Here is a 25,500-nt window from a genome sequence, read left to right on the forward strand (position 1 = left end):
GACCGGGCCGTCAGCCGCGGAGCAGTTGCGCCTTGCGTGCGTCGCTCGCGAACGACGCCTTGATCGAGTTGCGGGCCAGGGTGTCCCGCTCGGCGTCGGTGAGGCCGAGCTGGTCCCGCAGTTGCGCGAAGTTGTCGTCGACGTACCCGCCGAAGTAGGCGGGGTCGTCGGAATTGACGGTGACGAGCAGGCCGGCCTCGAGCATGGTCCGCAGTGGGTGCTCGGACAGCGAGTCGACGACGCACAGCCGCACGTTCGACAGCGGGCACACGGTCAGCGGCACTTCCTCGTCCACCAGGCGCGCCACGAGAGCCGGATCCTCGAGCGCCCGCACCCCGTGGTCGATTCGCTCGGCGCCGAGGAGATCGAGCGCCTGCCAGATGTACTCCGGCGGCCCCTCCTCGCCCGCGTGGGCGACCACGTGCAGCCCCTCCGACCGGGCGCGGGCGAAGACGTCCTCGAACAGCGACGGCGGGTTGCCCACCTCGGCCGAGTCCAGTCCGAGCCCGACGATCGGCGTCTGCAACCGGATGATCTCGGAGAACACTTCCTCCGCCTCGTGCACGGGACGGTCGCGCAGGATCGCGGCGATGGCGGCACTGCTGAGACCGAACTCCCGCTCGCTGGTGCTCACCGCGTCCATGATCCCGTCGAGCACGTCGTGCAGCGGGACACCACGATTGACGTGGGCCTGCGGGTTGAAGAAGAACTCCACGTGCGCGACGCCGCCCGCGGACGCCCGCGCGAAGTAGGCGCGGGTGAGGTCCGCGAAGTCCTGGGCTGTCCGCAGCACCTGCATGTTGGCGAAGTACAGGTCGAGGAACGACTGCAGATCGGTGAACTGGTACCGCGAGCGGAGATCGTCGAGGTCCGCGTACGGCAGCTGCACGGAATTCCGTTCGGCCAGCGCGAAGATCAGCTCGGGTTCGAGGGAACCCTCGATGTGCATGTGCAGCTCGGCGACGGGAGAGCTCACGGGTGGATACCTGCCTTTCGCACCACCTAGGCAGCGGTGTCGCGGTCGACGATACGGACGAAGCCGTCGCCGTCGATATTCGCGGTATCGCCGGTGTGAAACCAGCCACCGGTGAACGTCTTCGCGGTGACCTCAGGCCGATTCCAGTAGCCGCGACTGACTCCCGGACCGCGACACAGCAATTCGCCGACACCGCGGCCGGCGTCGGGCCCGAGGAGCGCCACCTCCATCCCGCCGAACGCGACGCCGACGCTGCCCGCGTGCGTCAGAGCGCACTCGTCGGGCAACGCCAGCCCGGCCCCGCAGGTCTCGGTCATGCCCCACCCGAGGAAATGTCTGGCCTCGGGAAATGTTTGCCGGAGGAGTTGCGACTGGTCGAGGGACAGACCCGAGCCGCTGTAGTCGATCCAGCGCACTGCGCGCCGGCCGAAACTCGTCACCCGCGAGCTCTCCACGGCGCGCAGGAGAACTGCGGGCGCCGCGGTGAGCACGTCGGCTCCGGTGCCTCGCCACGACGCCGCGTCGGTACTCCCCGTCAGCAGGACCGTTCCGCCCACCACCAGCGTCGAGAGCAGTTCGACGAGCGATCCCACGGTGTGCAGTTCGGGTTCGACGAGGAGATTCCGCAGTCCGTCGGAGCTGAACCCGCGCGCGTGGAGCACGGATTCGATGGTCGAGAGCACGTTCTCATTGCTCAGCTCCACACCCTTCGGGGACTCCGACGGGCCCGGCGTGTACGACAGCAGCACCAGCTCGTCCGGGCTCGCACCGTCGTCGATGAACGAGATACCTTCCGGCAGTTCGCCGTCGAGGGTCAGCACCGACTGGCTGTCGGCGAGCACCTGACCGGTCCGCGCGTCGTCGAGCGCCGGGCTCACCCCGACCGGCACGCCGCCGGCGAGCAGCACCCCGAGGAACGCCTCCACCCAGCGGACCCCCATGGGCTGCCGGACCGCGACGCGGTCGCCGATCTCGACACCCTTCGACTTCAGCCCGCCCGCCACCCGGGCCGCGGACGTCCACAGTTGCGAGAACGTGAGTGACCGGCCGCCGTCCTCCTCGACGGCGACCCGGCCCGCGTAGCGGTGCACGGAGATGTCGAGCAGTTCGGTGAGCGACGGGTTGAGGCCGCCGTACCGGAGCAGGCCGTCACGACCGCGGACCACGCGATCGTCGCGGAAGAACGGACCCCTACTCGGGTACTCGACGAGGGACGACGACATCTGCACCTCCGCTGCGCGACCGGGACGTTTGCCACGACTATATGACGCCCGTCACAGTTGCGGGGAGCGGATCGCCGACGCCTACCGCCCGCGGTACGTCGCCTTGCCCGGTCCCACGTCGAGGAAGCTGCGTACCGCACCCCGGAGGTCCTCGGTCTCGAACAGCGCACCCGACACGTCGGGCGTGATCGAGTCGGCGTGGGCGACTCCACCCGATCGCCACGCGGAGATGATCTGCTTCGTGGCGTCGTGTGCGCGCGTCGGCCCGTCCGCCAGGCGTGCGGCGAGCGCGCGGGCCTGCGCGTCGACGTCCTCGTGGACGGCGTTGACCACACCCCACGCATGCAGCGTCGCGGCGTCGTACAGGTCGCCGGTCATCACCAGTTCCCGGGCGCGGCCGGAGCCTGCCCGCTCGGCCAGCCGCTGCGGACCGCCCATCGACGGGGTCAGCCCCACGACCGTCTCGACCAGTCCGAACTTCGCCTTGGGCGCGGCGAGGATGATGTCGCAGGCGAGGGCGATCTCGAAGGCGGCGGTCAGCGTCAGTCCGTGCGCCGCGTACACGACGGGGCACGGCAGCGCCTCCAGCGGATGGCAGATCTCGGCGAACAACTCCTGCCACAGGTCCGCGCCCTGCTCCGCGGTGAGCCCGTCGAACACGTGGACGTCCACCCCCGCCGAGACCACCTTGCCCTCGGCGCGCAGCAGCACCGCCCGGGGCGGATCCTCGGCGAGTGCCGCGACGTCGGCCTGCACGGCGTCGAACATCGCCTGATCGAAGAGGTTCAGTGGGCCGTGGGCGAACGTCAGGATCGCGATCTCGGCGCCGGCGTCGGTGCGGACACGCTCGAGTCGGGTGGGATGCGCGGCGGCAGGCTCAGTCATGCGGCCAGACTGCCACACCTGTTCCGCCTACGATCGGGGTGTGGACTCGCTGCGTGCGGCGCTGGCCGAGGTCGTCGGGGAACGGTTCGTGACCGTGGACGCGGACGTGCTCGCCGCCCGCGCGACCGACCACACGGGGCGCTACAGCGGGCAGGCGAGCGCACTGGTCCGGCCCGCGGACGCCGCGGAAGTCTCGGCCGTGCTGGGCATCTGCCGCCGGGCCGGTATGAAGGTCACGGTGCAGGGCGGCCGCACCGGACTCGAGGCGGGCACGGTTCCCGAGCACGACGACGTGCTGCTGTCGACGGAACGGCTGACCGCGGTGGGCGCCGCCGACCGCGAGAATCTGCGCGTCACCGTCGGCGCCGGGGTCACCCTCGCGGCGGTACGCCGTGTCGCGTCCGACGCCGGACTGTTGTTCGGCGTCGACCTCGCCTCCCGCGACTCCGCGACGATCGGCGGCATGGTGTCGACCAACGCCGGCGGGCTGCACACCGTGCGGTACGGCCACATGTCCGCGCAGGTGCTGGGCCTGGAAGTCGTGCTCCCCGACGGGGCGATCGTGCGGCGCAGCATGCGGATGGGCGCCGAGAACTGCGGATACGACCTGCCCGCGCTGTGGGTGGGCAGCGAGGGCACCCTCGGTGTGGTCACGGCCGTCGATCTGGCGCTGCACCCGGTTCCGGAATTCCGTGTAACCGCCCTCGCCGGGTTCGCGCACCTGTCCGGGCTGATCGACGCGGCGCACGTCGTCCGGCGGCTGGGGGGCGTCGACGCCGTGGAGATGCTCGACGGCCGCGGGCTCGACCTGGCCTCGGCGCGGCTCGGTTTCGCGGTTCCCACGGGACTGCCGTGGTATCTCCTGGTGGAACTGGCCGGCCACCGCGACCTCACCGGCGAACTCGCCGACGCGCTGGAACGGTGCGATCCCGACGACGAACCCGCCGTCGGGATCGATCCCGCAGGCCGCGCCCGGGTGTGGGCGGCGCGCGACGCGTTCGCGGACGTGGTCGGGCTGTTCGGGCCACCGCTGAAATTCGACGCCGCCCTCCCGCTGGACGCACTCGCCGCGTTCGTCGCCGACGCCGTCGCGCTGGTGGCGAGCCGGGCACCCGACGCGGTCCCGATACTGTTCGGGCACGTCGCCGACGGCAACGTCCACCTCAACGTGCTGCGCTGCCCCGACGAGTCCGTGCTGTACCGGCCGGTGACGGAACTGATCCGCGACCACGGCGGCAACATCGCCTCCGAACACGGCGTCGGCGCACACAAACGCAACTACCTGGACCTCGCGCTCAGCCGCGAGGACATCGGCGCGATGTGGACGATCAAGCGGGCGTTCGACCCCGACGACTACCTCAACCCCGCAGTGATGTTTCCCGACTGGCTGCGTCGTCCGCACTGACCCCGGGCTTCTTCTCCCGCAACGGTCGGGCGAAACAGACGGAGGCGACGAAACCGACCAGCAGGATGGCGGCGGGCAGCCAGATCGACTGCGACATCGCCGTGGCGAACGGTTCCTTCACGAACTCGGGCATCTCCCCGACTCCGGCCTCCTGGCTGTCGGCGTTCAGCCCCTGCGCGGACAGGCGGGCCGTGATGAGCGCGCCGATCGCGGCGCTGCCGAGGACCGCGCCGACCTGGCGGGTCGTGTTGTAGACGCCGGCCCCGGCGCCCGCCTGATGGGGCGGAAGGTTGTGGGTGGCCGTGGCCGCAAGCGGCGACCAGATACACGCGTTGGCCAGACCGATCAGCCCGATCGGCAGCAGCAGTTCCCAGATCGCCACGTCGGGCGACATCACCATGGACAGCCAGCCGAGCGCGATCGAGAACAGCAGGAACCCGGCGCCCGCGATGTACCGCGGGTGGGTGCGGTCGACGAGTTTGCCGATGAACGGGGCGAACACACCGGTGAGGACGGCCATGGGCACGAGCAGCAGGGCCGACCGGGTGGGCGACAGACCGCGCACCGCCTGCGTGTAGAACATCAGCGGCAGGACCATCGCGGTGATCGCGAATCCCATCGAGGTGATCGCCACGTTGGCGAGCGAGAAGTTGCGGTCCGTGAACAAGCCCAGCGGCAGCAGCGGCTCGTTCTTGTTCCAGGACTGGTACCAGACGAAGACGCCGAGCAGGACGAGGCCTGCGCCGATCGAGGCAAGCACGGTCGCCGACCAGTCGTAGGAACTGCCTTCCTGGATTCCGAACACGAGGAAGAACATGCCGAGCGCGCTGAGGACGACCCCGGGGATGTCGAACTTGTGCGCGTGGGTCTGGAGAGAAGGCACGAGTCGCCAGGCGAGCACGAATGCGATCACGCCGACGGGGACGTTGACGATGAAGATCCACTGCCAGCCGAGGTTGTCCACGAGCACGCCGCCGGCGAGCGGTCCCACCAGGGTGGCGACACCGGCGACGGCGCCCCACAGACCCATCGCGGTGCCGCGGCGGTCCGGCGGGAACGTGCGGGTGATGACGGCCATCGTCTGCGGCGTCATCAGTGCGGCGCCGAGTCCCTGGAAGACCCGGGCGACGATGAGCATGCTGATGGTGCCGGACAGGCCGCACCACAGCGACGCCCCGGTGAACAGGACGAGCCCGATCAGGTAGATGTTCTTGGGACCGAAGCGGTCACCGAGCCGCCCGGTGACCAGAAGCGGCACCGCGTACGCCAGCAGGTAGGCGCTGGTGACCCAGACGACCTTGTTGATGTCGGTGTGCAGGTCGTTCATGATCGCCGGATTCGCCACCGCCACGATGGTGCTGTCGACGAGGATCATGAAGAAGCCGATGACGAGGGCCCACAGCGCGGGCCAGGGATTTCGGTGCTCGGGTGGTGCGGTGCGCTCGGTGTCCATCATCAATCCTTTGCTGAACCGGACGGGATCCGGCGTGAGTGTGTCAGTCGTTCGACGAGTTCCGGCGAGAGCCACGGCAGGGCGCCGGAGTCGATGTCGGCCACCAGGGCGCTGAGCCATTCGTGCTCCGCGCGGGCGACGGTGACGAGGAATTCGTTGCCGAGGAGGAAGATCCTGGGGATCTCGGTGGAGCAGGCGAGCGCGGCGGCCGTGTCGAGTTCGTCGATCTCGCGGGTGAGGTGATCGAGCCGTTCCCGGAGCAGTTCCACCACGGTGGGTGCGTCGACGTTGTGCGCCTCGGCCAGTGCGAGCGGGAACTGCGGGTACTCGGGCACCGGGGTGGCGAGCATGTCGCTCACCCGGTGGACGAGCGCTTCCCGGCCCGCGTCGGTGACCTCGTACATGGTGCGTTCGGGCCGGTTTCCCGCCCGGTCGGTGCCGGTGGTGCGCACCAGTCCTTCACCTTCGAGCCTGCTCACGGTGTGGTAGAGCGACCCCGGCCGGATCTTCACCACGCGTCCACGGCGGGCGTCGGCGAGTTGATACATCTCGTACGGGTGCATCGTGCGCTCACACAGCAGGCCGAGGATGGTGACGCCGAGCGGCGTGAGTGCCACGGTCACCACCTTTCCACTACTCCGAGTCGAATACTCCACGTGGAATATACCGTCCGGGGTCGGCGCGAACAAGCGGCTACCGTGGGCCCCGTGGACTCCCATCACCTCGACATCATTCGACTCGCCTGGTCACGCGAACTGGGATTGCCCGACGACGCACTGGCCGCCCGGCCGGACGCCGACGACCGCGCCGTCCGGGTGGACGACGACACCGACACGATCCGATTCCTGCGCCTCGGCGAGACGTCCGCGCTCGTCGGACCGCGGTGGGCGATCGAGCGCGCCGACGGGCACACGGCGGAGGAACTGACGGAATCCGCGACGCTGCTCGCCCTCACCCAGGATCGGTCCGGACGGTGCGCCGGCCCGGTGGCGCTCGCGTACGGCACCGACTACCAGGATCCGGTGACCGGCCCGCCACCCCTCGTCTCCCACGAACGCGACCACGTCCGGCAGGTCGAGGCGGCATGTCCCCCGGATGACGTCGCCGAGGCCCGGGTGGCAGACCGCGAGCGGTGGTTCACGATCCTCGACGACGCGCAGCAACCGGTCGGGTGTGCCGGTTACACCGAGTTCCAGGGATTCCTCGCCGATGTCGGGGTGCTCACGGCACCGGAGTTCCGGCGTCGGGGACTGGGCGCCACGGTCGCCGGGATCGCCACCGACGACGCACTCGACGCCGGCCTGATCGCCCAATGCCGTTCGCCCCGCGGCAATCCGGCCTCGCGCGCGCTCGCCGCCCGCGCCGGCTACCGGGAACTGGGAACGTACGCCGAGGTCACGATCTCGCGAAGTACGCTCTGAGACGACATCGAAAGACGGGGAACGAGTCGACCATGACAGACCGAACGGCAGAACCGCACGGCACGGAAGGCGCATACGTCGAATCCGGCGCCGAGTTCACGCGCGACACGCACTACATCCCCACCCGCATCACGGCCGACGGCCGCGACGGCTATCCCGTCGAGCCCGGCCGCTACCGACTCGTGGCCGCCCGCGCCTGCCCGTGGGCCAACCGCGCCATCATCGTCCGGCGGCTGCTCGGGCTCGAAGACGTGTTGTCGATGGGGCTGTGCGGCCCCACCCACGACAAGCGCAGCTGGACCTTCGATCTCGACCCGGGCGGACTCGACCCCGTGCTGAAGATCCCGCGCTTGCAGGACGCGTACTTCGCGCGCTTCCCCGACTACCCGCGGGGCATCACCGTACCGGCGATCGTCGACGTCCCCACCGGGCAGGTGGTCACCAACGACTACCCCCGGATCACCCTGGACCTGTCGTCGGAATGGACGCGGTACCACCGCGACGGTGCGCCCGACCTCTACCCCGGGCCGCTGCGCGACGAGATCGACGAGGTCGCCGACCTCGTGTTCCGCGACGTGAACAACGGTGTGTACCGGTGCGGATTCGCCGGATCCCAGGAGGCGTACGAGTCCGCCTACGACCGCCTGTTCGCCCGCCTCGACTGGCTCGAGGAGCGGCTGACCGACCGCCGGTACCTCGTCGGGGACACCATCACCGAGGCCGACGTGCGGCTGTTCACCACCCTGGCACGGTTCGACGCGGTCTATCACGGGCACTTCAAGTGCAACCGGAACAAACTCGACGAGATGCCCGTCCTGTGGAGCTATGCGCGCGACCTCTTCCAGACGCCCGGGTTCGGCGACACCATCGACTTCACCCAGATCAAGCAGCACTACTACATCGTGCACACCGACATCAATCCCACGCAGATCGTGCCGAAGGGCCCCGACCTGTCCGGCTGGCTCACGCCGCACGGCCGTGAAGGGTTGGGCGGCAGGCCGTTCGGGGACGGCACCCCGCCGCCTCCGCCGAAGCCCGGCGAGGAGGTCCCGGCCGGGCACGGCGTGTGATCGGGCGGATCTAGGCGCCGGCGTAGGTGCCGAAACTCCAGAACACGCCCTCGGGGTCGCGGCAGGTGAATCCGCGCGAGCCGTAGTCCTCGTCCTTCAGTCCGGCGACGATCGTGGCGCCGGCGGCCACGGCGCGCGCGTGGAGTGCGTCGGGGTCGTCGACGACGAGGTACACCGACCCCGTCCCCGGCGGCAGGTCGCTGATGACCGAGTCGTCGCGGGGTGAGCCGAGCATGATGCCGCCGCCCTTCGGCCAGCCGAGTTCGGCGTGATCGACCCGGTCGCCCTCGCCGTACACCGCCTTCTCGGCGAACCCGAAGGCCTCGACGAGGAAGCGGATCGCGCCCCGCGCGTCGCGGTAGACGAGCGTGGGCCACACACATGTGGTTTGCGTCGAAGTAGTCATGACATCACCGTGCACCGTCGTCGGGGTCGGGGTCTTGGACGAATGAGAAGGGGTCGATCTCCCGCCACCGCGACGGCGGGACTCCCGCGAGATCGCGCCAGTCCCGCGCCATGTGGGCCTGGTCGTAGTAGCCGCACACCGCGGACACGTCGGCGAGTGTCGCCCCGGCGGCCCCCTTGAGCATCCGGTGCGCACGATCGAAGCGGGACAACCGCACCACGTCCTTGGGCGTCACGCCGTACTCCGCGACGAACCTGTTCACCAGATGCCTTCTGCTCCAGCCGACCTCGTGCGCGACGTCGCCGACCCGGACACCGCCGCCGGCGACGAGCAGGTGCCAGGCGCGGGTGAGATGCGGGTCGATCTCCGCAGGCGCGGCGCGGCGCGTGAGGATCTCGTCGAGGATCGCGAACCGCCCGTCCCAGCCGGGTTCGAGGGACAGCCGTTCCGTCAACTCCCCCGCATCGGAACCGAGCAGGTCCTCGAGGCCGACGACCCACGCACCCAGGGCGGCGGTGGGCACGCCCAGCAGCGCCCGGGCGCCGAGCGGGCTGAGTGCCAGCTGGACGCCGTGCTGGTTGCCGTCGTGCCGGATCGTCACCGGTGCCGTCGCGATGCCGCTGGCCAGCGTGTCGTATCGACCGGGCGCCTGCTCGGGCGCCGCCTGGGCTGCGATGTCGAGCGGCTCGTCGATCGTCACGATCACCGTCAGGCAGGGCGAGGGCAGACCGAGATGGATGCCGGGCTCGAACCCGGCGAGCCGGTAGCCGTCGTACCCCGTGACCAGGGCGCGCAGGGGTGCGGCCGGGCGCCGGAAGGCCCCGGACGACACCGCGGTATCGCTGTCGGCGACGCTCACGACACCAGCCTAGGCAACGGCGCCGACAGCGGCCACGGCGTTCGCTCACCTACAGTCGGTGCCAGCACACTCGAAGCACTAGGCGAGACGGGAGCCCCGATGGCTGGCAATGGTGGACCGGTGGAGAAGGTACTGGTCTCGGTCCTCGACAACGGAAGCCGGCTCCAGGCGCCCGCGGTGGCCAAGTACGTCGAATGGGTCCGGCGCTCGCACCCCGGTGAGTCGCCCGCGCAGATCGTCGAGCGCATGGAGAAGATGTTCCTGCTGGCGGTGACGGGCAGCGGCAGCGCCGTCGGCGCCACCGCCGCCATTCCCGGGGTCGGCACTGTCGCCTCCATCGCGGCGGTGGGCGCCGAATCGGCGTTCTTCCTGGAAGCGGCGGCGCTGCTCACCCTCGCCGTCGCGTCGGTGCACGGCATCTCCGCCGCCGACCATCAGCAGCGGCGCGCACTGGTCCTCTCGGTGGCCCTCGGCGAATCGGGCATGGAGATCGTCCAGAAGGCGACCGGTGTGACGGCGAAGAACTGGGCCAGCGCCATCACCAGCCGCATCCCCGGCCCCACGATGAAGGGCATGAACAGCACGCTGGTGCGCAAGTTCATCACCAAGTACGCCGCTCGCCGCAGCGCGCTGATCCTCGGCAAACTCGTGCCCGCCGGCATCGGCGCCGCCATCGGCGGCGCCGGCAACCGGGCCATCGGCAAGGGCGTCATCAAGAACTCGCGGGAGGCATTCGGTCCCGCGCCTGCCCGCTGGCCGGACGAGCTCCGCGCGATCGAAGCGTGACCTAGTGGGCGAAGTGCTGTTCCGTCGAACGCCCGCCGCCCTTCTCGCAGAGTTCGGCGCACACTTCCTCGATCGCCTCGGCGACGAGGGTCCCCAGGTCGGCGCTGAAGCCCTCGCGGACGACGATGCGCAGAACCGCCACGTCCTCCGCGTCGGCGGGCATCGTGTAGGCGGGCACCTGCCAGCCCCGCGCCCGCATCTCGTGTGACACGTCGAAGACCGTGAACCCGGGGTCGCCGACCAGTTCGAACGACAGCACCGGTATGTCGGTCCCGTCCGTGATGAGGGTGAAGTATTCGAGCTCGGCGATGCGCTTGCCGACCCGGACCGCGGTGTCGCGCAGCGTCTCCATGATCGACCGGTAGCCTTTCCGGCCGAGCCGCAGGAAGTTGTAGTACTGGCCCACCACCTGATTACCGGGCCGCGAGAAGTTGAGGGTGAACGTCGGCATGTCGCCGCCCAGGTAGTTGACCCGGAACACCAGCCCCTCGGGAAGGTACTCACGCTCACGCCACACCACGAACCCGATCCCCGGATACGTCAACCCGTACTTGTGACCACTCACGTTGATCGAGGCGACGCGCGGAACCCGGAAGTCCCACAACAACTCCGGTTGCAGGAACGGGACGACGAAGCCGCCGCTCGCCGCGTCCACGTGGATCGGGACGTCCGGGCCGCCGGACGCGGCGAGCGCGTCGAGCGCTGCCGCGATCTCGGCCACCGGCTCGAGTTCCCCGGTATAGGTGGTGCCCACGATCACGATCGCACCGATGGTGTTCTCGTCGACCGCGTCCCGCACCTGCTCGGGCGTGATGACGTAGCGGCCCTTCTCCATCGGCAGGTACTTGGGCTCGACGTCGAAGTACCGGCAGAACTTCTCCCACACCACCTGGACGTTGCTGCCGAGCACCAGATTCGGCCGGGCAGTGTCCTTCCCGGCCGCTTCCTGCTTCGCCCGCCACCGCCACTTGAGCGCAAGCCCACCGAGCATGACCGCCTCGCTGGAACCGATCGTCGAGACGCCGGTGGCGCTGGCCGGGTCGGTGGTCGACAGGTCGGGGGCGTGGAACAGATCGGCCACCATCGACACGCAGCGGGCCTCGATCGCCGCCGTCGCGGGGTACTCGTCCTTGTCGATCATGTTCTTGTCGAACGTCTCGGCCATCAATTTGTCGGCCTCGGGATCCATCCACGTGGTGACGAACGTGGCCAGGTTCAACCGGGAACTGCCGTCGAGCATCAACTCGTCGTGGATGAACCGGTACGTGGCCTCGGGATCGGTTTCGTCGTCCGGCATCCGCAACGCCGGAAACGGGTCGACCGAGAGGCGCCCGGTGTACGCGGGAGAGATGACGTCGCGTTGGTGATGATGGTGGTGCTTGCTCATGTGCGTCCCCAATCGATTGGTGTCAGCAAGCGCCGTCGCGACGCCTGTACGCAGTTGGTGAATCTCGGCACGGCAGCCCAGTAGGGTCGGAACAGTTCCATTCGATTGTGGCAGGGGAGGACGGGTTGACCACAGTAATCCCGGGAAGTTTCGCGGCGCCGATCGAGGTGCGGGGGCTGTCGAAACGCTTCAAGAACGTCGACGCGGTCACGGACCTCGGCTTCACCGTGCCGCAGGGATCGATCACCGGATTCCTCGGGCCCAACGGCTCGGGCAAGACCACGACGCTGCGGATGATCCTCGGTCTCGTGAAGCCGACGTCCGGCACCTCCACGGTCGCCGGCGTCCCGATCCGCTCCCTCGTCGACCCCGCGCGCACGGTCGGCGCCGTCCTCGACTCGCAGAGCCTGCACCCCAACCGGACGGCACTCGACCACCTGAAGGTGTACGCGTCCGCGATCCGCGTTCCGGACGCACGCGCACGCCAGGTGCTCGCACTCGTCGGGCTCGAGGACGTCGCCGGTCGCAAGGCGGGCGGTTTCTCCCTCGGCATGCGTCAGCGGCTGTCGCTGGCGACGGCGCTGCTCGGTGATCCGCGGATCCTGATCCTCGACGAACCGGCCAACGGGCTCGACCCCGAGGGCATCGCCTGGCTGCGCGAATTCCTGAAGGGCTTCGCCGCATCCGGCCGCACCGTGCTGATTTCGAGCCACATCCTCCGCGAGGTGGAGCAGACCGTCGACAATCTGGTGATCGTCAGCCGCGGCTCCCTCGTCTACCAGGGACGCATGGAGGAGTTGCGCAAGTCGCAGCAGAGCCGGTTGCTGGTCGCGTCGTCGAGCCCGGCCGCGCTGGCGACCGCCCTGGCCGCGAAGGGCATCGTCGACGCCCGCTCGCTCGCCGACGGGCGCCTCGCCGTCGTCGGTGCGTCCCTCGAACTCGTCGAGTCCGTCGCCGCGGGAGCCGGGGTGACGATCTTCGGGGCCGTCGGCGATCACATCGACCTCGAGCAGCTCTTCCTGTCGATGACCGCGGGCCAGTACGTCGCCGGGGCGAGCCCCGCCGCGCCCTCGGGGTACGGCCCGCCGCAGACGTACGCTCCCCAGCCCGGGTACGCGCCGCCCGGCTACCCCGCACAACCGGGTTACGCCCCGCAACCCGGCTACGGGCCGCCGCCCGGCTACCCCGCACAACCGGGATATGCCCCGCCACCGGGCTACGGCCCACCACCCGCACACCCCCAGCAGGGTCCGATGTCCGGAGGTCCGCGATGACAACGCTGCTCACCGCGGAATTCCGCAAGGTCACCACATTGCGTTTCTGGTGGATGCTCGGTCTGGCACCGCTGATCGTCGGAATGTTCTCGAGCGCGATCACCCTTCCGGTGATGCGCGCCTTCACCGACGCGTTCGAGGCCGATCCGAACGAGGCCAACCTCGCCGCTACCCTGTTCGGGCTGGCCGTCGCCGTCGCCCTCGTCGTCCTGTTCGCCGCACTGTTCGGGGCGGTCAACGTGGGCACGGAATTCCGGTACAAGACGCTCACCACCACGTTCCTCACCGCCCGCGGCCGGGACGGGGTGATCGGCGCCAAGCTCGCCGTCACCGCGGCGTTCGGCTTCTTCTACTGCCTCGTGGTGGAGGTGGTCAGCGTCGCCCTGCTGCTGACGTTCGGCGGTGACACCTTCGAACTGCGCGGATCCCTGTTCGCGATGCTCGGGGCGGCCCTGATCTGCGCGACACTCTGGGCGCTCATCGGCGGCGGCGTGTCGATGCTCACCGGCTCGTCCGTCGGAAGCTGCATCGCCCTCGTCGTCTGGTACACCCTCGGCGAGATGATCCTCCGCTCGATCCTCAGCGGAATCGGCATCGGCTCCGTCGGCGGCATCCTCCCCGTGTCCGCCACCCTCGGGACGGTCGCCAACGCGGCCGCAGGCAACGAGATCGACTGGCTGACGCTCTGGCCTGCCGCACCCCTCGCCCTGCTCGGGTGGACGGCGGTCTTCGTCGCAGGCGGTTGGGCGCTCACCCGGCAGCGCGACATCACCTGACGCCGCGCCGGATACCGGCCCTGTCGGTACCCGGCGCTAACGTGGACCCAGTGGTAGGTGAGAGTGCGTCCGGTTCGGTGATCGAACGGGAACAGACGCTGGAGCGGGATCAGGCACGGCCGGGCTGGATTCGACGGCTGAGCGGTGAGTGCTGGGCGCACCGTCGTGTCGCACTCGGCGCCCTGACCGTGACGGTGATCGCCGCCGGCATCGATATCTCGTTCCCCCTCCTCACCAAGTACGCGGTCGACGCAGCGGGCTCCGGTAGCGCCACCCAGGTGATCGGCACCGCCGCACTGCTCATCGCACTGCTCGCGTGCGTGCGGTTCGGCTGCCAGTACGGTCGCCGGATGCTCGCGGGCAAGTTGTCCCTGGACGTCCAGCACGACCTGCGGCTGGGCCTGCTGGGCGCGCTGCAACGGCTCGACGGGCGGGGGCAGGATCAGATCCGCACCGGCCAGGTGGTGTCCCGGTCCATCACCGACCTCCAGCTGGTGCAGGGCCTGCTCGCAATGGTCCCGCTGTCGGCGGGAGCGCTGCTCCAATTCGTCCTCGCCCTCGCGATCATGGCGTGGCTCTCGCCGTTGCTGACCGTCGTCGCGCTGGTGATCGTTCCCGCGGTCTGCCTCGTCGTGTACACGATGCGACCGAAGCTGTTCGCGGCCACCTGGTCGGCGCAGCAGCGGGCGGCCGACCTCGCGCAGCACGTCGAGGAAACCGTCACCGGTGTCCGCGTGGTCAAGGGCTTCGGCCAGGAACGCCGGGCCGTCGACCAACTCGAGGACCACAGCCGGGCGCTGTACGCCGAACGCCTGCGGGCCGCCCGGATCAACGCGCGCTTCGCCCCGACCATGGCGGCACTGCCCCAACTCGGCCTCGTCGGCGTCATCGCGATCGGCGGCTACCTCGCACTGCACGGGACCATCACGATCGGCACGTTCCTCGCCTTCGCCACCTACGTCGCCACGATGACCGGCGTCACCCGCACCCTGTCGTCGGTCGTGATCATGGCCCAGCTGTCCAGGGCCGCCGTCGAGCGCGTGTACGAGGTGATCGACGCCGAACCGGAGGTCGCGGACCCACCGCACCCCACCGCGCTGCCCGGCGGACCGCTCGGTGTGGATCTGCGCTCGGTGACGTTCGGGTTCGAATCGGAGCGCCACGTCCATCGCGGGCTCGACCTGCGGATCGCACCCGGCGAGACGGTCGCGGTGGTCGGCATGGCCGGCTCCGGCAAGACCGCACTGTCGCTGCTGCTCCCCCGCTTCTACGCGCCGTCCTCGGGTTCGGTGTCCCTCACGTCCGGCGGCGAATCGTTCGACGTGTCCACCCTGAGCGCCGAGCAGTTGCGTGAGGCGGTCGGACTCGTGTTCGACGAACCCTTCCTCTTCTCCGACACCATCGCGGCCAACATCGCGCTCGGCAGGCCCGACGCCAGCGCCGAGGAGATCCGCGCCGCCGCCGCCATGGCCGCCGCCGACGAATTCGTCTCCGCGTTGCCGGAGGGCTACGACACCGTCGTCGGCGAACGCGGACTCACGTTGTCGGGCGGACAGCGGCAGCGGATCGCGCTGGCACGCGCACTCCTCACCGACCCGCGGGTGCTGATCCTCGACGACGCCACGTCCGCTGTCGACGCCACCACCGAGGCGTCGATCTTCGAGGCACTGCGCGCCAACCACGGCCGGACGGCACTGATACTGGCGCATCGCCGCTCCACGCTGTCGCTCGCGGACCGCGTCGCCGTTCTCGACGGCGGACGGATCGTCGATTCCGGCACGGTCTCCGAACTCGACGAACGGTGTCCGCTCTTCCGCGCACTGTTCGCCTCCGCCGAGAACGCGGGCCCCATCGACGTCAGCGTCCCCGCACCGAGCGACCCCATGCCGTATCGGCGCGTGCCGTCCGAGTCCGAGTTGTGGCCGGAGGACGCCGAGGAATGGGACGGACCCGTCGCGGCCGCCTCGTCCGGCCGCACCCCGGCCCCCGGCGCGGGCCCCGGCGGCCGTGCCGGCGGCGGACCGATGGCGGGAGCGCTGGGCAGCGTGGCCGCCACCCCCGAACTCCGGGACGCCGTGAATGCGCTGCCGCCGGCCGTCGAGAGCCCGGGCATCGAGACGCGGAACCTGCGCCTCCCCGAACCCGACTTCCGGCTGTCGCGGATCCTGCGGCCCGTCCGCGGCCTGCTCGTGGCCGTCGTCGTCTGCCTCGCGCTCGACGCGCTGGCGGGGATCGCGTTCCCGTCCATCGTCCGGTACGCGATCGACCACGGTGTCGTCCCGCAGGACGCCGCGACGCTCTGGACTGCCGCGGGGGTGGGCGTCGCGCTCGTCGTCGCCGGCTGGCTCGTCGTCGCCCTGATGACGGTGCTCACCGCGCGAGCGGGAGAACGGGTGCTGTTCGGGTTGCGGGTGCGCAGCTACGCCCATCTGCAGCGGCTCGGGCTCGACTACTACGAGCGCGAACTGTCCGGCCGCATCATGACGCGGATGACCACCGACGTCGACGCGCTGTCCTCGTTCATCCAGACGGGGATGTCCACCGCTGTGGTGAGCGTGCTGACCGTCCTCGGCATCTCGGTCGCCCTCGTCGTCACGAACGTCACGCTCGCGCTGGTGGCCCTCGCCGTCATCCCGCCGCTCCTCGTCGCGACGCTGATCTTCCGCCGGATCTCCTCGGTGGCGTACACGGTCTCGCGGGAGCGGATCTCCCTCGTCAACGCCGACTTCCAGGAGAACGTCGCCGGGCTCCGCGCCGCCCAGGCATACCGCCGCGAGGAGTTCGCCGCCCGCCGGTTCGCCGAGCGGGCCGACAGCTACCGTCGCAGCCGGATGCGGTCGCAGCGGGCGATCTCGCTGTACTTCCCGTTCATCGCGTACCTGTCGGACCTCGCCCTGGCCGCCGTGGTGTTCGTCGGTGCACACCAGGTCGCGGGCGGTCACACGTCCACAGGGACCCTCGTCGCCTTCGTGCTGTACCTCGGGCTGCTGTTCGGGCCCATCCAGCAGCTGTCGCAGGTGTTCGACGGGTATCAGCAGGCCAGTGTGGGCCTGCTCCGGATCGGAGACCTGCTCCGCACACCCAGCTCCATCGAGCGGGCGACCTCCCGTGACGATCTCCAGCCGATCCACGGGCATCTGCGCGGCGAGCTGTGCCTGCGCGACGTCGGGTTCCGCTATCAGGGCGCGGACAGCGACGCCCTCACCGACATCGAACTGCACATCCCCGCCGGCACCACCGTCGCACTCGTCGGCCGGACCGGTGCGGGCAAGTCGACCATCGTGAAGCTGCTCGCCCGCTTCTACGACCCGACGTCCGGGGCGGTGCTCGTCGACGACGTGGATCTCCGCCGGTACCCACTCGGCGAGTACCGCGGACGGCTCGGCGTCGTCCCCCAGGAAGCCCACCTCTTCACCGGGACCGTCGCCACCAACATCGCGTACGGCCGCCCGGATGCGAGCCGGGAAGAGATCGAGAACGCGGCCCGCGCGGTCGGAGCACTGGGCACGATCGCCGAATTGCGGGGTGGGATGCATCACCCCATCGGCGAGCGCGGGCAGGGTTTGTCGGCGGGCCAGCGCCAGCTGATCGCGCTCGCCCGAGCCGAGCTGGTCGACCCCGATCTGCTGCTGCTCGACGAGGCGACCGCGACGCTCGATCCGGCCACCGAGCAGGTAGTTCTCGAGGCGAGCAGCCGTGTGACACGCACCCGCACGTCGGTGGTGGTGGCCCACCGGCTGGCCACCGCGGCCCGGGCAGATGTGATCCTCGTCATCGACAAGGGCCGGGTGGTGGAAACGGGATCGCACGCCACCCTGCGCTATGCCGGTGGCCACTATTCGGGACTGTGGGATGCGGCGGAGACCGGGGCGGGGAATAATCGCGGGGCGAGAACCGTCATCGATGGTGACCCCATCGGTTGGCCGTGAGACAGCTCACACGTGCAGGCCTGGCGATCTACACGTCACACGCGAGGGCTAGTCTCATGTATATAGGCGCTCTGATCGGGTACCGAAATAGAAACGAGGCGAACACCTGCCGTGAGCAGCAGCTCTACATCCCAGTTCGGACAGAACCAGTGGCTGGTTGACGAAATGTACCAGCGTTTCCAGGACGATCCGTCGTCCGTGGACGCGAGTTGGCACGAATTCCTGACGGATTATTCTCCCGACGCAGCCGCCGCCAAGGCAGGCGCAGCCAACGGACGCGGCACGAACGGCACCACCACCGCCGCACCTGCTGCCGCTCCCTCCGCCAAGGCTTCGACTCCCCCTGTTTCCGAGTCCGCGACCGCACCCCAGCCTCAGACCAAGCCGGCCAACGGTGCCGCAGCCAAGACTGCACCCAACGGTGCAGCTCCGAAGGCTGCCGCCCCGAAGACCGAGGCCCCCAAGAAGGCCGCACCCGCAAAGGACGCCCCGGCGAAGGACGCGAAGGCGTCCGCCCCCGCGCCTGCCGCCGACGAGTCGAAGGTTCTCCGCGGCGCAGCTGCTGCCGTCGCGAAGAACATGTCGGCATCGCTGGCCATTCCGACCGCCACCAGTGTTCGCGCCATCCCTGCGAAGCTGATGTTCGACAACCGGATCGTCATCAACAACCACCTCGCCCGTACCCGCGGCGGCAAGATCTCGTTCACGCACCTGCTGGGTTACGCGATCGTGCAGGCGGTCAAGGCGTTCCCGAACATGAACCGGCACTTCGCCGAGATCGACGGCAAGCCCAACGCGGTCACCCCCGCACACACCAACCTCGGCCTGGCCATCGACCTGCCGGGCAAGGACGGCAACAGATCCCTCGTCGTCGCCGCGATCAAGAACACCGACACCCACAACTTCACGCAGTTCTACAGCGCGTACGAGGACATCGTCCGGCGCGCGCGTGACGGCAAGCTCACCGCCGAGGACTTCTCGGGTGTCACGATCTCGCTCACCAACCCCGGCGGCATCGGCACCGTGCACTCCGTGCCGCGCCTGATGAACGGCCAGGGCGCCATCATCGGTGCCGGCGCCATGGAGTACCCGGCGGAGTTCCAGGGTTCGAGCGACGAGAAGATCGCCGAGATGGGCGTCGGCAAGCTCATGACGCTGACCTCGACGTACGACCACCGCATCATCCAGGGCGCGGAGTCCGGCGACTTCCTTCGGACCATCCACAAGCTGCTGATCAGCGACGAGTTCTACGACGAGATCTTCCACTCGCTGCACATTCCGTACGAGCCGGTCCGCTGGCGCCAGGACGTCTCCGAAGGCGCGGTCGACAAGAACACCCGCGTCCTCGAACTGATCGCGGCGTACCGCAACCGCGGCCACCTGATGGCCGACACGGACCCGTTGCAGTTCGTCAAGGACAAGTTCAAGAGCCACCCCGACCTGGACGTCACGACGCACGACCTGACGCTGTGGGACCTCGACCGCGAGTTCAAGGTCGGCGGATTCCACGCCCAGGAGAAGATGAAGCTGCGCGACGTGCTCAGCGTGCTGCGCGACGCGTACTGCCGCCACGTCGGTGTCGAGTACACGCACATCCTGGAGCCGGAGCAGCAGCAGTGGCTGCAGGACCGGGTCGAGGCGCACCACGTCAAGCCCACGGTCGCTCAGCAGAAGTACATCCTGAGCAAGCTCAACGCCGCCGAGGCGTTCGAGACGTTCCTGCAGACCAAGTACGTCGGCCAGAAGCGCTTCTCGCTCGAGGGCGCCGAGTCCGTCATCCCGATGATGGACGCCGTCATCGACCAGGCCGCCGAGCACCAGCTCGACGAGGTCGTCATCGGCATGCCGCACCGCGGTCGCCTCAACGTTCTCGCGAACATCGTCGGCAAGCCGTACTCGAAGATCTTCACGGAGTTCGAGGGCAACATGAACCCGGCGGCCGCTCACGGCTCCGGCGACGTGAAGTACCACCTCGGTGCCGAGGGCACGTACATCCAGATGTTCGGTGACAACGACATCACCGTGTCGCTGACGGCCAACCCGTCGCACCTCGAGGCTGTCGACCCGGTCCTCGAGGGCCTGGTCCGCGCGAAGCAGGACATCCTCGACAAGGGTGAGGACGGCTTCACCGTCCTGCCGCTGATGCTGCACGGCGACGCCGCGTTCGCCGGTCAGGGTGTCGTGGCCGAGACGTTGAACCTGGCGCTGCTGCGCGGGTACCGCACCGGCGGCACCGTGCACATCGTGGTCAACAACCAGGTCGGTTTCACCACTGCCCCGGAGCACTCCCGTTCGTCGGAATACTGCACCGACGTCGCGAAGATGATCGGCGCGCCGATCTTCCACGTGAACGGCGACGACCCCGAGGCGTGTGTCTGGGTCGCCCAGCTCGCTGTCGACTTCCGGGAGAAGTTCCAGAAGGACGTCGTCATCGACATGATCTGCTACCGCCGTCGCGGTCACAACGAGGGCGACGACCCCTCGATGACGCAGCCGGCGATGTATGACGTGATCGACACCAAGCGCAGCGTCCGCAAGAGCTACACCGAATCCCTGATCGGCCGTGGCGACATCTCGCTGAAGGAAGCCGAAGACGCCCTGCGCGACTACCAGGGTCAGCTGGAGCGGGTGTTCAACGAGGTTCGCGAACTCGAGAAGTACACGCCGGAGCCCAGTGAGTCGGTCGAGCTCGACCAGGTGCTGCCCACGAAGCTGAAGACGTCGGTCGACGAGTCGGTGCTCGAGCGGATCGGCGACGCGTTCGTCAACCTGCCCGAGGGCTTCACCGTCCACCCGCGCGTCAAGCCGGTCATCGAGAAGCGCCGCGAAATGTCGCGCGAGGGGAAGATCGACTGGGCCTTCGCCGAGCTGCTGGCGTTCGGTTCGCTGGTCGACCAGGGCAAGATGGTTCGCCTGTCCGGCCAGGATTCCAAGCGCGGCACGTTCACGCAGCGTCACTCGGTCCTCATCGACCGCAAGACGGGCGCCGAGTACATCCCGCTGCAGAACCTGGGCAGCGAGAACCCCGGCAAGTTCCTGGTCTACGACTCCGCGCTCAGCGAGTTCGCGGCCGTCGGCTTCGAGTACGGCTACTCCGTGGGCAACCCGGACGCGCTCGTGCTGTGGGAGGCGCAGTTCGGTGACTTCGTCAACGGTGCACAGCCGATCATCGACGAGTTCATCTCGTCCGGTGAGGCCAAGTGGGGCCAGCTGTCCGACGTCGTGCTGCTGCTGCCGCACGGTCACGAGGGTCAGGGGCCCGACCACACGTCCGGTCGTATCGAGCGCTTCCTGCAGTTGTGCGCCGAGGGTTCGATGACCGTGGCCGTGCCGTCCACCCCGGCCAGCTACTTCCACCTGCTGCGTCGCCACTCGCTCGACGGAATCCGCCGCCCGCTGGTCGTCTTCACACCGAAGTCGATGCTGCGCAACAAGGCCGCGGTCTCCGACGTCGAGGACTTCACCACCGGCAAGTTCCGCTCGGTGTTCGAGGAGCCCACGTACGAGACGGGCAACGCCGAACGCGACAAGGTTCGCCGGGTCCTCCTCGTGAGCGGCAAGCTGTACTGGGAGCTGCTGGCGAAGAAGCAGAAGGATAACCGCGAGGACATCGCGATCGTCCGCATCGAGCAGCTGTACCCGGTTCCGAGCCGTCGTCTCCGCGAGACGCTGGACCGCTACCCGAACGCCACCGAATTCCGGTGGGTTCAGGAGGAGCCGGCGAACCAGGGTGCGTGGCCGTTCTTCGGTCTGGCTCTGCCCGAGTTGCTGCCCGACAAGCTGTCCGGAATCAAGCGCATCTCGCGTCGTTCGATGTCGGCACCGTCCTCGGGTTCGAGCAAGGTGCACGCTGTGGAACAGCAGGAGATCATCGATGAAGCCTTCGGCTGAAGGGCGTGAAACGGCTGAAGCGTTCAGCTGAGCGTCTGATTGACTGATCTGCCATTGAGCCGGGTCGAGTTCACTCCACGGAGTGGACTCGACCCGGCTTCGTGGTACCTGGACCTCGGTCGCCACCTCACACGTATCGGCGCCCGGCCGCGGCCGTACGGCGGGTGTTTCCTGCGGGCCGAGTCGATGCATGCGCTGTTCGGGGCGGCCGACGAGTCACGTCCCCGCGAAGGCGATCAATCGTTCAACACGCTCTCGCACGGCCAGTCGTTCCTGCGGTACGTCGCCGACCCTCCGATCGGCGTGGGGTTGTGGATCCTGGACGAGCCCGAGGCCGCGCTGTCGTTTCAGTCGTGCGTGGCGTTGCTCGGCGTCCTCGCGGATCTAGCCGAGGAGGGTTCGCAAGTGATCATGGCGACGCACTCTCCCCTGCTCGCCGCGGCGCCGGGCGCGGAGATCTGGGAACTCTCCTTCCTGCGGCATCTGTAGCCCGGTCACGCCGGGGCCCGGCCGCATGCACCACTTCTCTGCACACGCGCAACTTTTCGCGCCCGAAAACGGGAGCGGCTACCCACAACGAGTGCGTCCGCTTCGGCGTCGGGGTAGTAGGGGTGTCAGGTCGTCGTGGCCGACACGAGCGCGGCGGCGATCTCGGGCGCGGCGGCAATGGCCAGCGCGGGAAGGGCCTGAACGTTGAGTTCGATCAGTTCTTCGCGGGTCAGGTGCGGGTCGCGCAACCAGGAAATCGTGACTTCCTCGACATAGGCGATCCAGCCCCGGACGGCGAGTTCGACCGCCCGGGTGGGCTCGATGCCGATCGCGGGCAGTTGTTCGAGGGTCCGCTCGGACATCACGGCGCGGGTCTGCTCGAAGACGGCCCGCATGTCCGGGTCGCCGCTCGCCGTTCCCCGCAGGAGCGAGACGTACGTGCCACGGTTCTCGGTGACGTAATCGACGTACGACGCGAGCACCGAGCGCAGGATCTGCATCGGATCGCGCGCCTCCTCGACGTACGGGTCGGGGGCGGTGCGGGCGAGCATCTCGCTGCTGGTGTGCCGCACGATCTCGAGGTGGAAGTCGTGCTTCGACGCGAAGTAGTGGAACAGCAGGCCGCGGGAGACACCGGCCTGATCTGCGATGTCCTCGACGGAGATCTGCTCGAGCGGGCGCTCCGCCAGCATCTTGGCGCCGAGGTCGATCAGTTGGGCGCGCCGTTGTTCGGGGCTGAGACGGGTCCGCTTCACAACGTCCATGGGACAAGACTACTGAATGAAGGTCAATAGGCTATTGACTGCCCCTCAATAGCGCCCTATGGTTTCTTACATGAGTCTCCCCGTCACAGATACTTACGCCCCCACCGCAGGTGTCCGCCACATCGACACACTGATCATCGGCAGCGGGTTCGCCGGCCTCGGCGCGGCGATCAAGCTGACCCAGGCAGGCAAGACCGACTTCCTCGTGCTCGAACGCGGCAACGAGGTCGGTGGTACGTGGCGAGACAACACGTACCCGGGTGCGGCGTGCGATGTTCCCTCACATCTGTACTCCTACTCGTTCGCGCTGAACCCGGAGTGGACGCGGTCGTTCTCGACGCAGCCCGAGATCCAGAAGTACATCCAGTCGGTGGCGGACAAGTACAAGGTGCGCGACAAGCACCTCTTCGGCTGTGACGTGCAGTCCGCCCACTGGAACGAGTCGACCACTCGCTGGGAGGTCAGCACCACCAAGGGGAACTTCGTCGCGAAGGTGGTCGTCTCCGCGGTCGGCGCACTGTGCGAGCCGTCCCTCCCCGACATCAAGGGCATCGAAGGCTTCGAGGGCGAGATCTTCCACTCCGCCCGCTGGAACCACGACGCCGACCTGACGGGCAAGCGCGTCGCCGTCATCGGCACCGGCGCCTCGGCCATCCAGATCGTGCCCGCCATCGGCAAGAAGGTGTCGCACCTCGACGTGTACCAGCGCACGGCGCCGTGGATCCTCCCCCGGGCGGATCGCGAGTACACGACGCTCGAGCACACCGCGTTCAAATACCTCCCCGGCTTCCAGAAGCTGTGCCGCACCGGCATCTACTGGATGCGCGAGAGCCAGGTCGTCGGACTCGCGAAGGCCCCCGTCTTCATGAAGCCGCTGCAGCTCGCGGCCGAGCGCCACCTGCGCCGTCAGATCAAGGACAAGGCTCTGCGCAAGAAGGTGACGCCGAACTTCCAGATCGGCTGCAAGCGCATGCTCATCTCGAACAACTACTACCCCACCCTCGCGCAGGACAACGTCGACCTGGTGACCGACGGCATCGCCGAGGTCACGGCGAACTCGGTGATCTCGAAGGACGGCACCGTCCGCGAGGTCGACGCCATCGTCGTCGCCACCGGTTTCCACGTCACCGACTCCCCCACGTTCGAGGGCATCTTCGGCAAGGACGGCCGCTCGCTCGCCGCGGTCTTCGACGAGGGCGGGCAGCAGGGTTACAAGGGCGCCGCGATCGCGAACTTCCCCAACATGTTCTTCCTGGTCGGCCCGAACACGGGCCTGGGCCACACCTCGATGGTCTTCATGATCGAGTCGCAGCTCAACTACCTCGTCGACGCCCTGCAGACGATCGACAAGTACGGTATCGGCAAGATCGAGGTCCGTCAGGACGCCCAGGACCGGTACAACGCCGACCTCCAGGAGAAGCTGTCACACAGCGTCTGGAACAACGGCGGGTGCGCGAGCTGGTACCTCGACAAGCACGGCAACAACACCACCCTGTGGCCGGGCTTCACGTTCCAGTTCCGGAACGAGACCAGGCGCTTCGATCTCACCGCGTACGACAGCGTGGCCACCGCCGATCTGCCTGCGCCCGTGCACGTGAACGGAAAGACCCCCGGATCCGCCGCCATCCCGGCGCAGATCGACCTCGACGACGACAAGGTGACAGCACAGTGAGCGAGTTCGCAGGCAAGGTAGTCGTGATCACCGGGGCCGGCTCCGGCATCGGCAGGGCGCTCGCCCTCGATCTGGCGCGCCGGGGCGCCCGGCTGGCGATCTCGGACATGGACACGGTCGGACTCGCCGAGACCGCACGCCAGGCGGAGGCGCTGGGCGCCGAGGTCAAGTCCGATCACCTTGACGTCACCCAGCGCGAGGCGGTGCTCGCGTACGCCGACGAGGTGCGGGCCCACTTCGGCAAGATCAACCAGGTGTACAACAACGCCGGCATCGCCTACCACGGTGAGTTCGAGAAGTCCGAGTTCAAGGACATCGAGAAGATCATGGACGTGGACTTCTGGGGAGTCGTCAACGGCACCAAGGCGTTCCTGCCGCATCTCATCGCGTCGGGCGACGGTCACGTCGTGAACGTCTCGAGCCTGTTCGGACTGCTGTCCATGCCCGGCCAGAGCGCGTACAACTCGGCGAAGTTCGCCGTGCGCGGTTTCACCGAGTCGCTGCGCCAGGAGATGCTGATCGCCAAGCATCCCGTGAAGGTGACGTGTGTGCATCCCGGCGGCATCAAGACGGCCATCGCCCGCAACGCCACCGCGGGACCGGGCGAGGATCTCGACACGTTCGCAAAGTTCTTCGACCAGAAGCTGGCACGCACCACTCCGGAAGCGGCGGCGGAGACCATCGTGACCGGCGTCCGTAAGGGCAAGGCGCGCGTGCTGATCGGCGCCGACGCCAAGTTCCTCGACGCCTGGGTGCGGCTCGTCGGACCGAGCTACCAGCGGGTGGTTGCCCTCGTCGCCGGACGCGTCCTCCCCAAGTCGAACTGAGGTACCG

General features: G+C 68.6%; 20 protein-coding genes. 11 read left to right on the plus strand and 9 right to left on the minus strand.

Going from position 1 to position 25,500, the window contains the following annotated elements; all coding sequences use genetic code 11:
- Positions 1-10 precede the first annotated feature (10 nt).
- The 3 genes from BLV94_RS14250 to BLV94_RS14260 all read right to left on the minus strand — a co-directional run bounded on the left by BLV94_RS14250 (position 11) and on the right by BLV94_RS14260 (position 3,084).
- On the minus strand, positions 11-976 hold the full coding sequence (locus BLV94_RS14250; protein ID WP_072948338.1) for an adenosine deaminase: 966 nt from the start codon (positions 974-976) through the stop codon (positions 11-13).
- Positions 977-1,002: 26 nt separating this feature from the next.
- Complete coding sequence (locus tag BLV94_RS14255; protein ID WP_072948337.1) at positions 1,003-2,199, minus strand: class I adenylate-forming enzyme family protein; 1,197 nt, start codon at positions 2,197-2,199, stop codon at positions 1,003-1,005.
- 81 nt (positions 2,200-2,280) lie between these two features.
- On the minus strand, positions 2,281-3,084 hold the full coding sequence (locus BLV94_RS14260; RefSeq protein ID WP_072948336.1) for an enoyl-CoA hydratase/isomerase family protein: 804 nt from the start codon (positions 3,082-3,084) through the stop codon (positions 2,281-2,283).
- Between the two features lie 40 nt (positions 3,085-3,124).
- Here BLV94_RS14260 and BLV94_RS14265 point away from each other — a divergent pair, with 40 nt between their 5' ends.
- Positions 3,125-4,489 carry an FAD-binding oxidoreductase gene (locus BLV94_RS14265; protein ID WP_083395573.1) on the plus strand — a complete coding sequence of 455 codons (1,365 nt, stop codon included), beginning with the start codon at positions 3,125-3,127 and terminating at the stop codon, positions 4,487-4,489.
- Here BLV94_RS14265 and BLV94_RS14270 read toward each other — a convergent pair.
- Both BLV94_RS14270 and BLV94_RS14275 read right to left on the minus strand, forming a co-directional pair.
- Positions 4,443-5,942: an MFS transporter gene (locus BLV94_RS14270; RefSeq protein ID WP_072948334.1), complete on the minus strand. Its 1,500-nt coding sequence runs from the start codon at positions 5,940-5,942 to the stop codon at positions 4,443-4,445. The genes BLV94_RS14265 and BLV94_RS14270 overlap by 47 nt on opposite strands.
- A gap of 2 nt (positions 5,943-5,944) precedes the next feature.
- Entirely contained in the window at positions 5,945-6,568 is a 624-nt protein-coding gene (locus BLV94_RS14275) for a PadR family transcriptional regulator (protein WP_072948333.1), read from the minus strand.
- A 72-nt stretch (positions 6,569-6,640) separates the two neighbouring features.
- Here BLV94_RS14275 and BLV94_RS14280 point away from each other — a divergent pair, with 72 nt between their 5' ends.
- Positions 6,641-7,363: a GNAT family N-acetyltransferase gene (locus tag BLV94_RS14280; protein ID WP_072948332.1), complete on the plus strand. Its 723-nt coding sequence runs from the start codon at positions 6,641-6,643 to the stop codon at positions 7,361-7,363.
- Between the two features lie 32 nt (positions 7,364-7,395).
- Complete coding sequence (locus BLV94_RS14285; protein ID WP_072948331.1) at positions 7,396-8,433, plus strand: glutathione S-transferase family protein; 1,038 nt, start codon at positions 7,396-7,398, stop codon at positions 8,431-8,433.
- 10 nt (positions 8,434-8,443) lie between these two features.
- Here the strand turns inward: BLV94_RS14285 and BLV94_RS14290 are convergent, their stop codons facing one another.
- Positions 8,444-8,839 carry a VOC family protein gene (locus BLV94_RS14290; protein WP_072948330.1) on the minus strand — a complete coding sequence of 132 codons (396 nt, stop codon included), beginning with the start codon at positions 8,837-8,839 and terminating at the stop codon, positions 8,444-8,446.
- Positions 8,840-8,843: 4 nt separating this feature from the next.
- Entirely contained in the window at positions 8,844-9,698 is an 855-nt protein-coding gene (locus BLV94_RS14295; protein WP_072948329.1) for an AraC family transcriptional regulator, read from the minus strand.
- A 99-nt stretch (positions 9,699-9,797) separates the two neighbouring features.
- Here BLV94_RS14295 and BLV94_RS14300 point away from each other — a divergent pair, with 99 nt between their 5' ends.
- The gene (locus BLV94_RS14300) at positions 9,798-10,484 is read left to right on the plus strand and encodes a hypothetical protein (protein ID WP_072948328.1); all 687 of its coding nucleotides are present in this window, start codon (positions 9,798-9,800) and stop codon (positions 10,482-10,484) included.
- A 1-nt stretch (position 10,485) separates the two neighbouring features.
- On the opposite strand, the gene gad is transcribed toward BLV94_RS14300, so the two are convergent.
- Entirely contained in the window at positions 10,486-11,871 is a 1,386-nt protein-coding gene (gad, locus tag BLV94_RS14305) for a glutamate decarboxylase (protein ID WP_072948326.1), read from the minus strand.
- Between the two features lie 125 nt (positions 11,872-11,996).
- Between gad and BLV94_RS14310 the strand changes: the two genes are divergently transcribed.
- The 5 genes from BLV94_RS14310 to BLV94_RS14330 all read left to right on the plus strand — a co-directional run bounded on the left by BLV94_RS14310 (position 11,997) and on the right by BLV94_RS14330 (position 22,230).
- Entirely contained in the window at positions 11,997-13,145 is a 1,149-nt protein-coding gene (locus BLV94_RS14310) for an ABC transporter ATP-binding protein (protein ID WP_072948402.1), read from the plus strand.
- Positions 13,142-13,921: an ABC transporter permease gene (locus BLV94_RS14315; protein WP_072948324.1), complete on the plus strand. Its 780-nt coding sequence runs from the start codon at positions 13,142-13,144 to the stop codon at positions 13,919-13,921. The genes BLV94_RS14310 and BLV94_RS14315 overlap by 4 nt, the downstream gene beginning before the upstream one ends.
- 50 nt (positions 13,922-13,971) lie before the next feature.
- On the plus strand, positions 13,972-17,850 hold the full coding sequence (locus BLV94_RS14320) for an ABC transporter ATP-binding protein (RefSeq protein ID WP_143051391.1): 3,879 nt from the start codon (positions 13,972-13,974) through the stop codon (positions 17,848-17,850).
- A gap of 111 nt (positions 17,851-17,961) precedes the next feature.
- A complete protein-coding gene (locus BLV94_RS14325; RefSeq protein ID WP_072948322.1) occupies positions 17,962-21,741 on the plus strand; it encodes a multifunctional oxoglutarate decarboxylase/oxoglutarate dehydrogenase thiamine pyrophosphate-binding subunit/dihydrolipoyllysine-residue succinyltransferase subunit in 3,780 nt (1,259 codons plus the stop codon).
- 39 nt (positions 21,742-21,780) lie between these two features.
- Positions 21,781-22,230 (plus strand): AAA family ATPase, encoded by a 450-nt coding sequence (locus BLV94_RS14330; protein ID WP_244163596.1) that lies wholly within the window; start codon positions 21,781-21,783, stop codon positions 22,228-22,230.
- 125 nt (positions 22,231-22,355) lie between these two features.
- Here the strand turns inward: BLV94_RS14330 and BLV94_RS14335 are convergent, their stop codons facing one another.
- Complete coding sequence (locus tag BLV94_RS14335) at positions 22,356-22,994, minus strand: TetR/AcrR family transcriptional regulator (RefSeq protein WP_072948318.1); 639 nt, start codon at positions 22,992-22,994, stop codon at positions 22,356-22,358.
- A gap of 70 nt (positions 22,995-23,064) precedes the next feature.
- On the opposite strand from BLV94_RS14335, the gene BLV94_RS14340 reads away from it, so the two are divergent.
- Together BLV94_RS14340 and BLV94_RS14345 are read left to right on the plus strand one after the other, a co-directional pair.
- Positions 23,065-24,666: a flavin-containing monooxygenase gene (locus BLV94_RS14340; RefSeq protein WP_072948317.1), complete on the plus strand. Its 1,602-nt coding sequence runs from the start codon at positions 23,065-23,067 to the stop codon at positions 24,664-24,666.
- On the plus strand, positions 24,663-25,493 hold the full coding sequence (locus tag BLV94_RS14345) for an SDR family NAD(P)-dependent oxidoreductase (RefSeq protein ID WP_072948315.1): 831 nt from the start codon (positions 24,663-24,665) through the stop codon (positions 25,491-25,493). The genes BLV94_RS14340 and BLV94_RS14345 overlap by 4 nt, the downstream gene beginning before the upstream one ends.
- Positions 25,494-25,500 lie beyond the last annotated feature (7 nt).

It is taken from the genome of Rhodococcus koreensis, from assembly GCF_900105905.1.
Lineage (GTDB): Bacteria > Actinomycetota > Actinomycetes > Mycobacteriales > Mycobacteriaceae > Rhodococcus_F > Rhodococcus_F koreensis.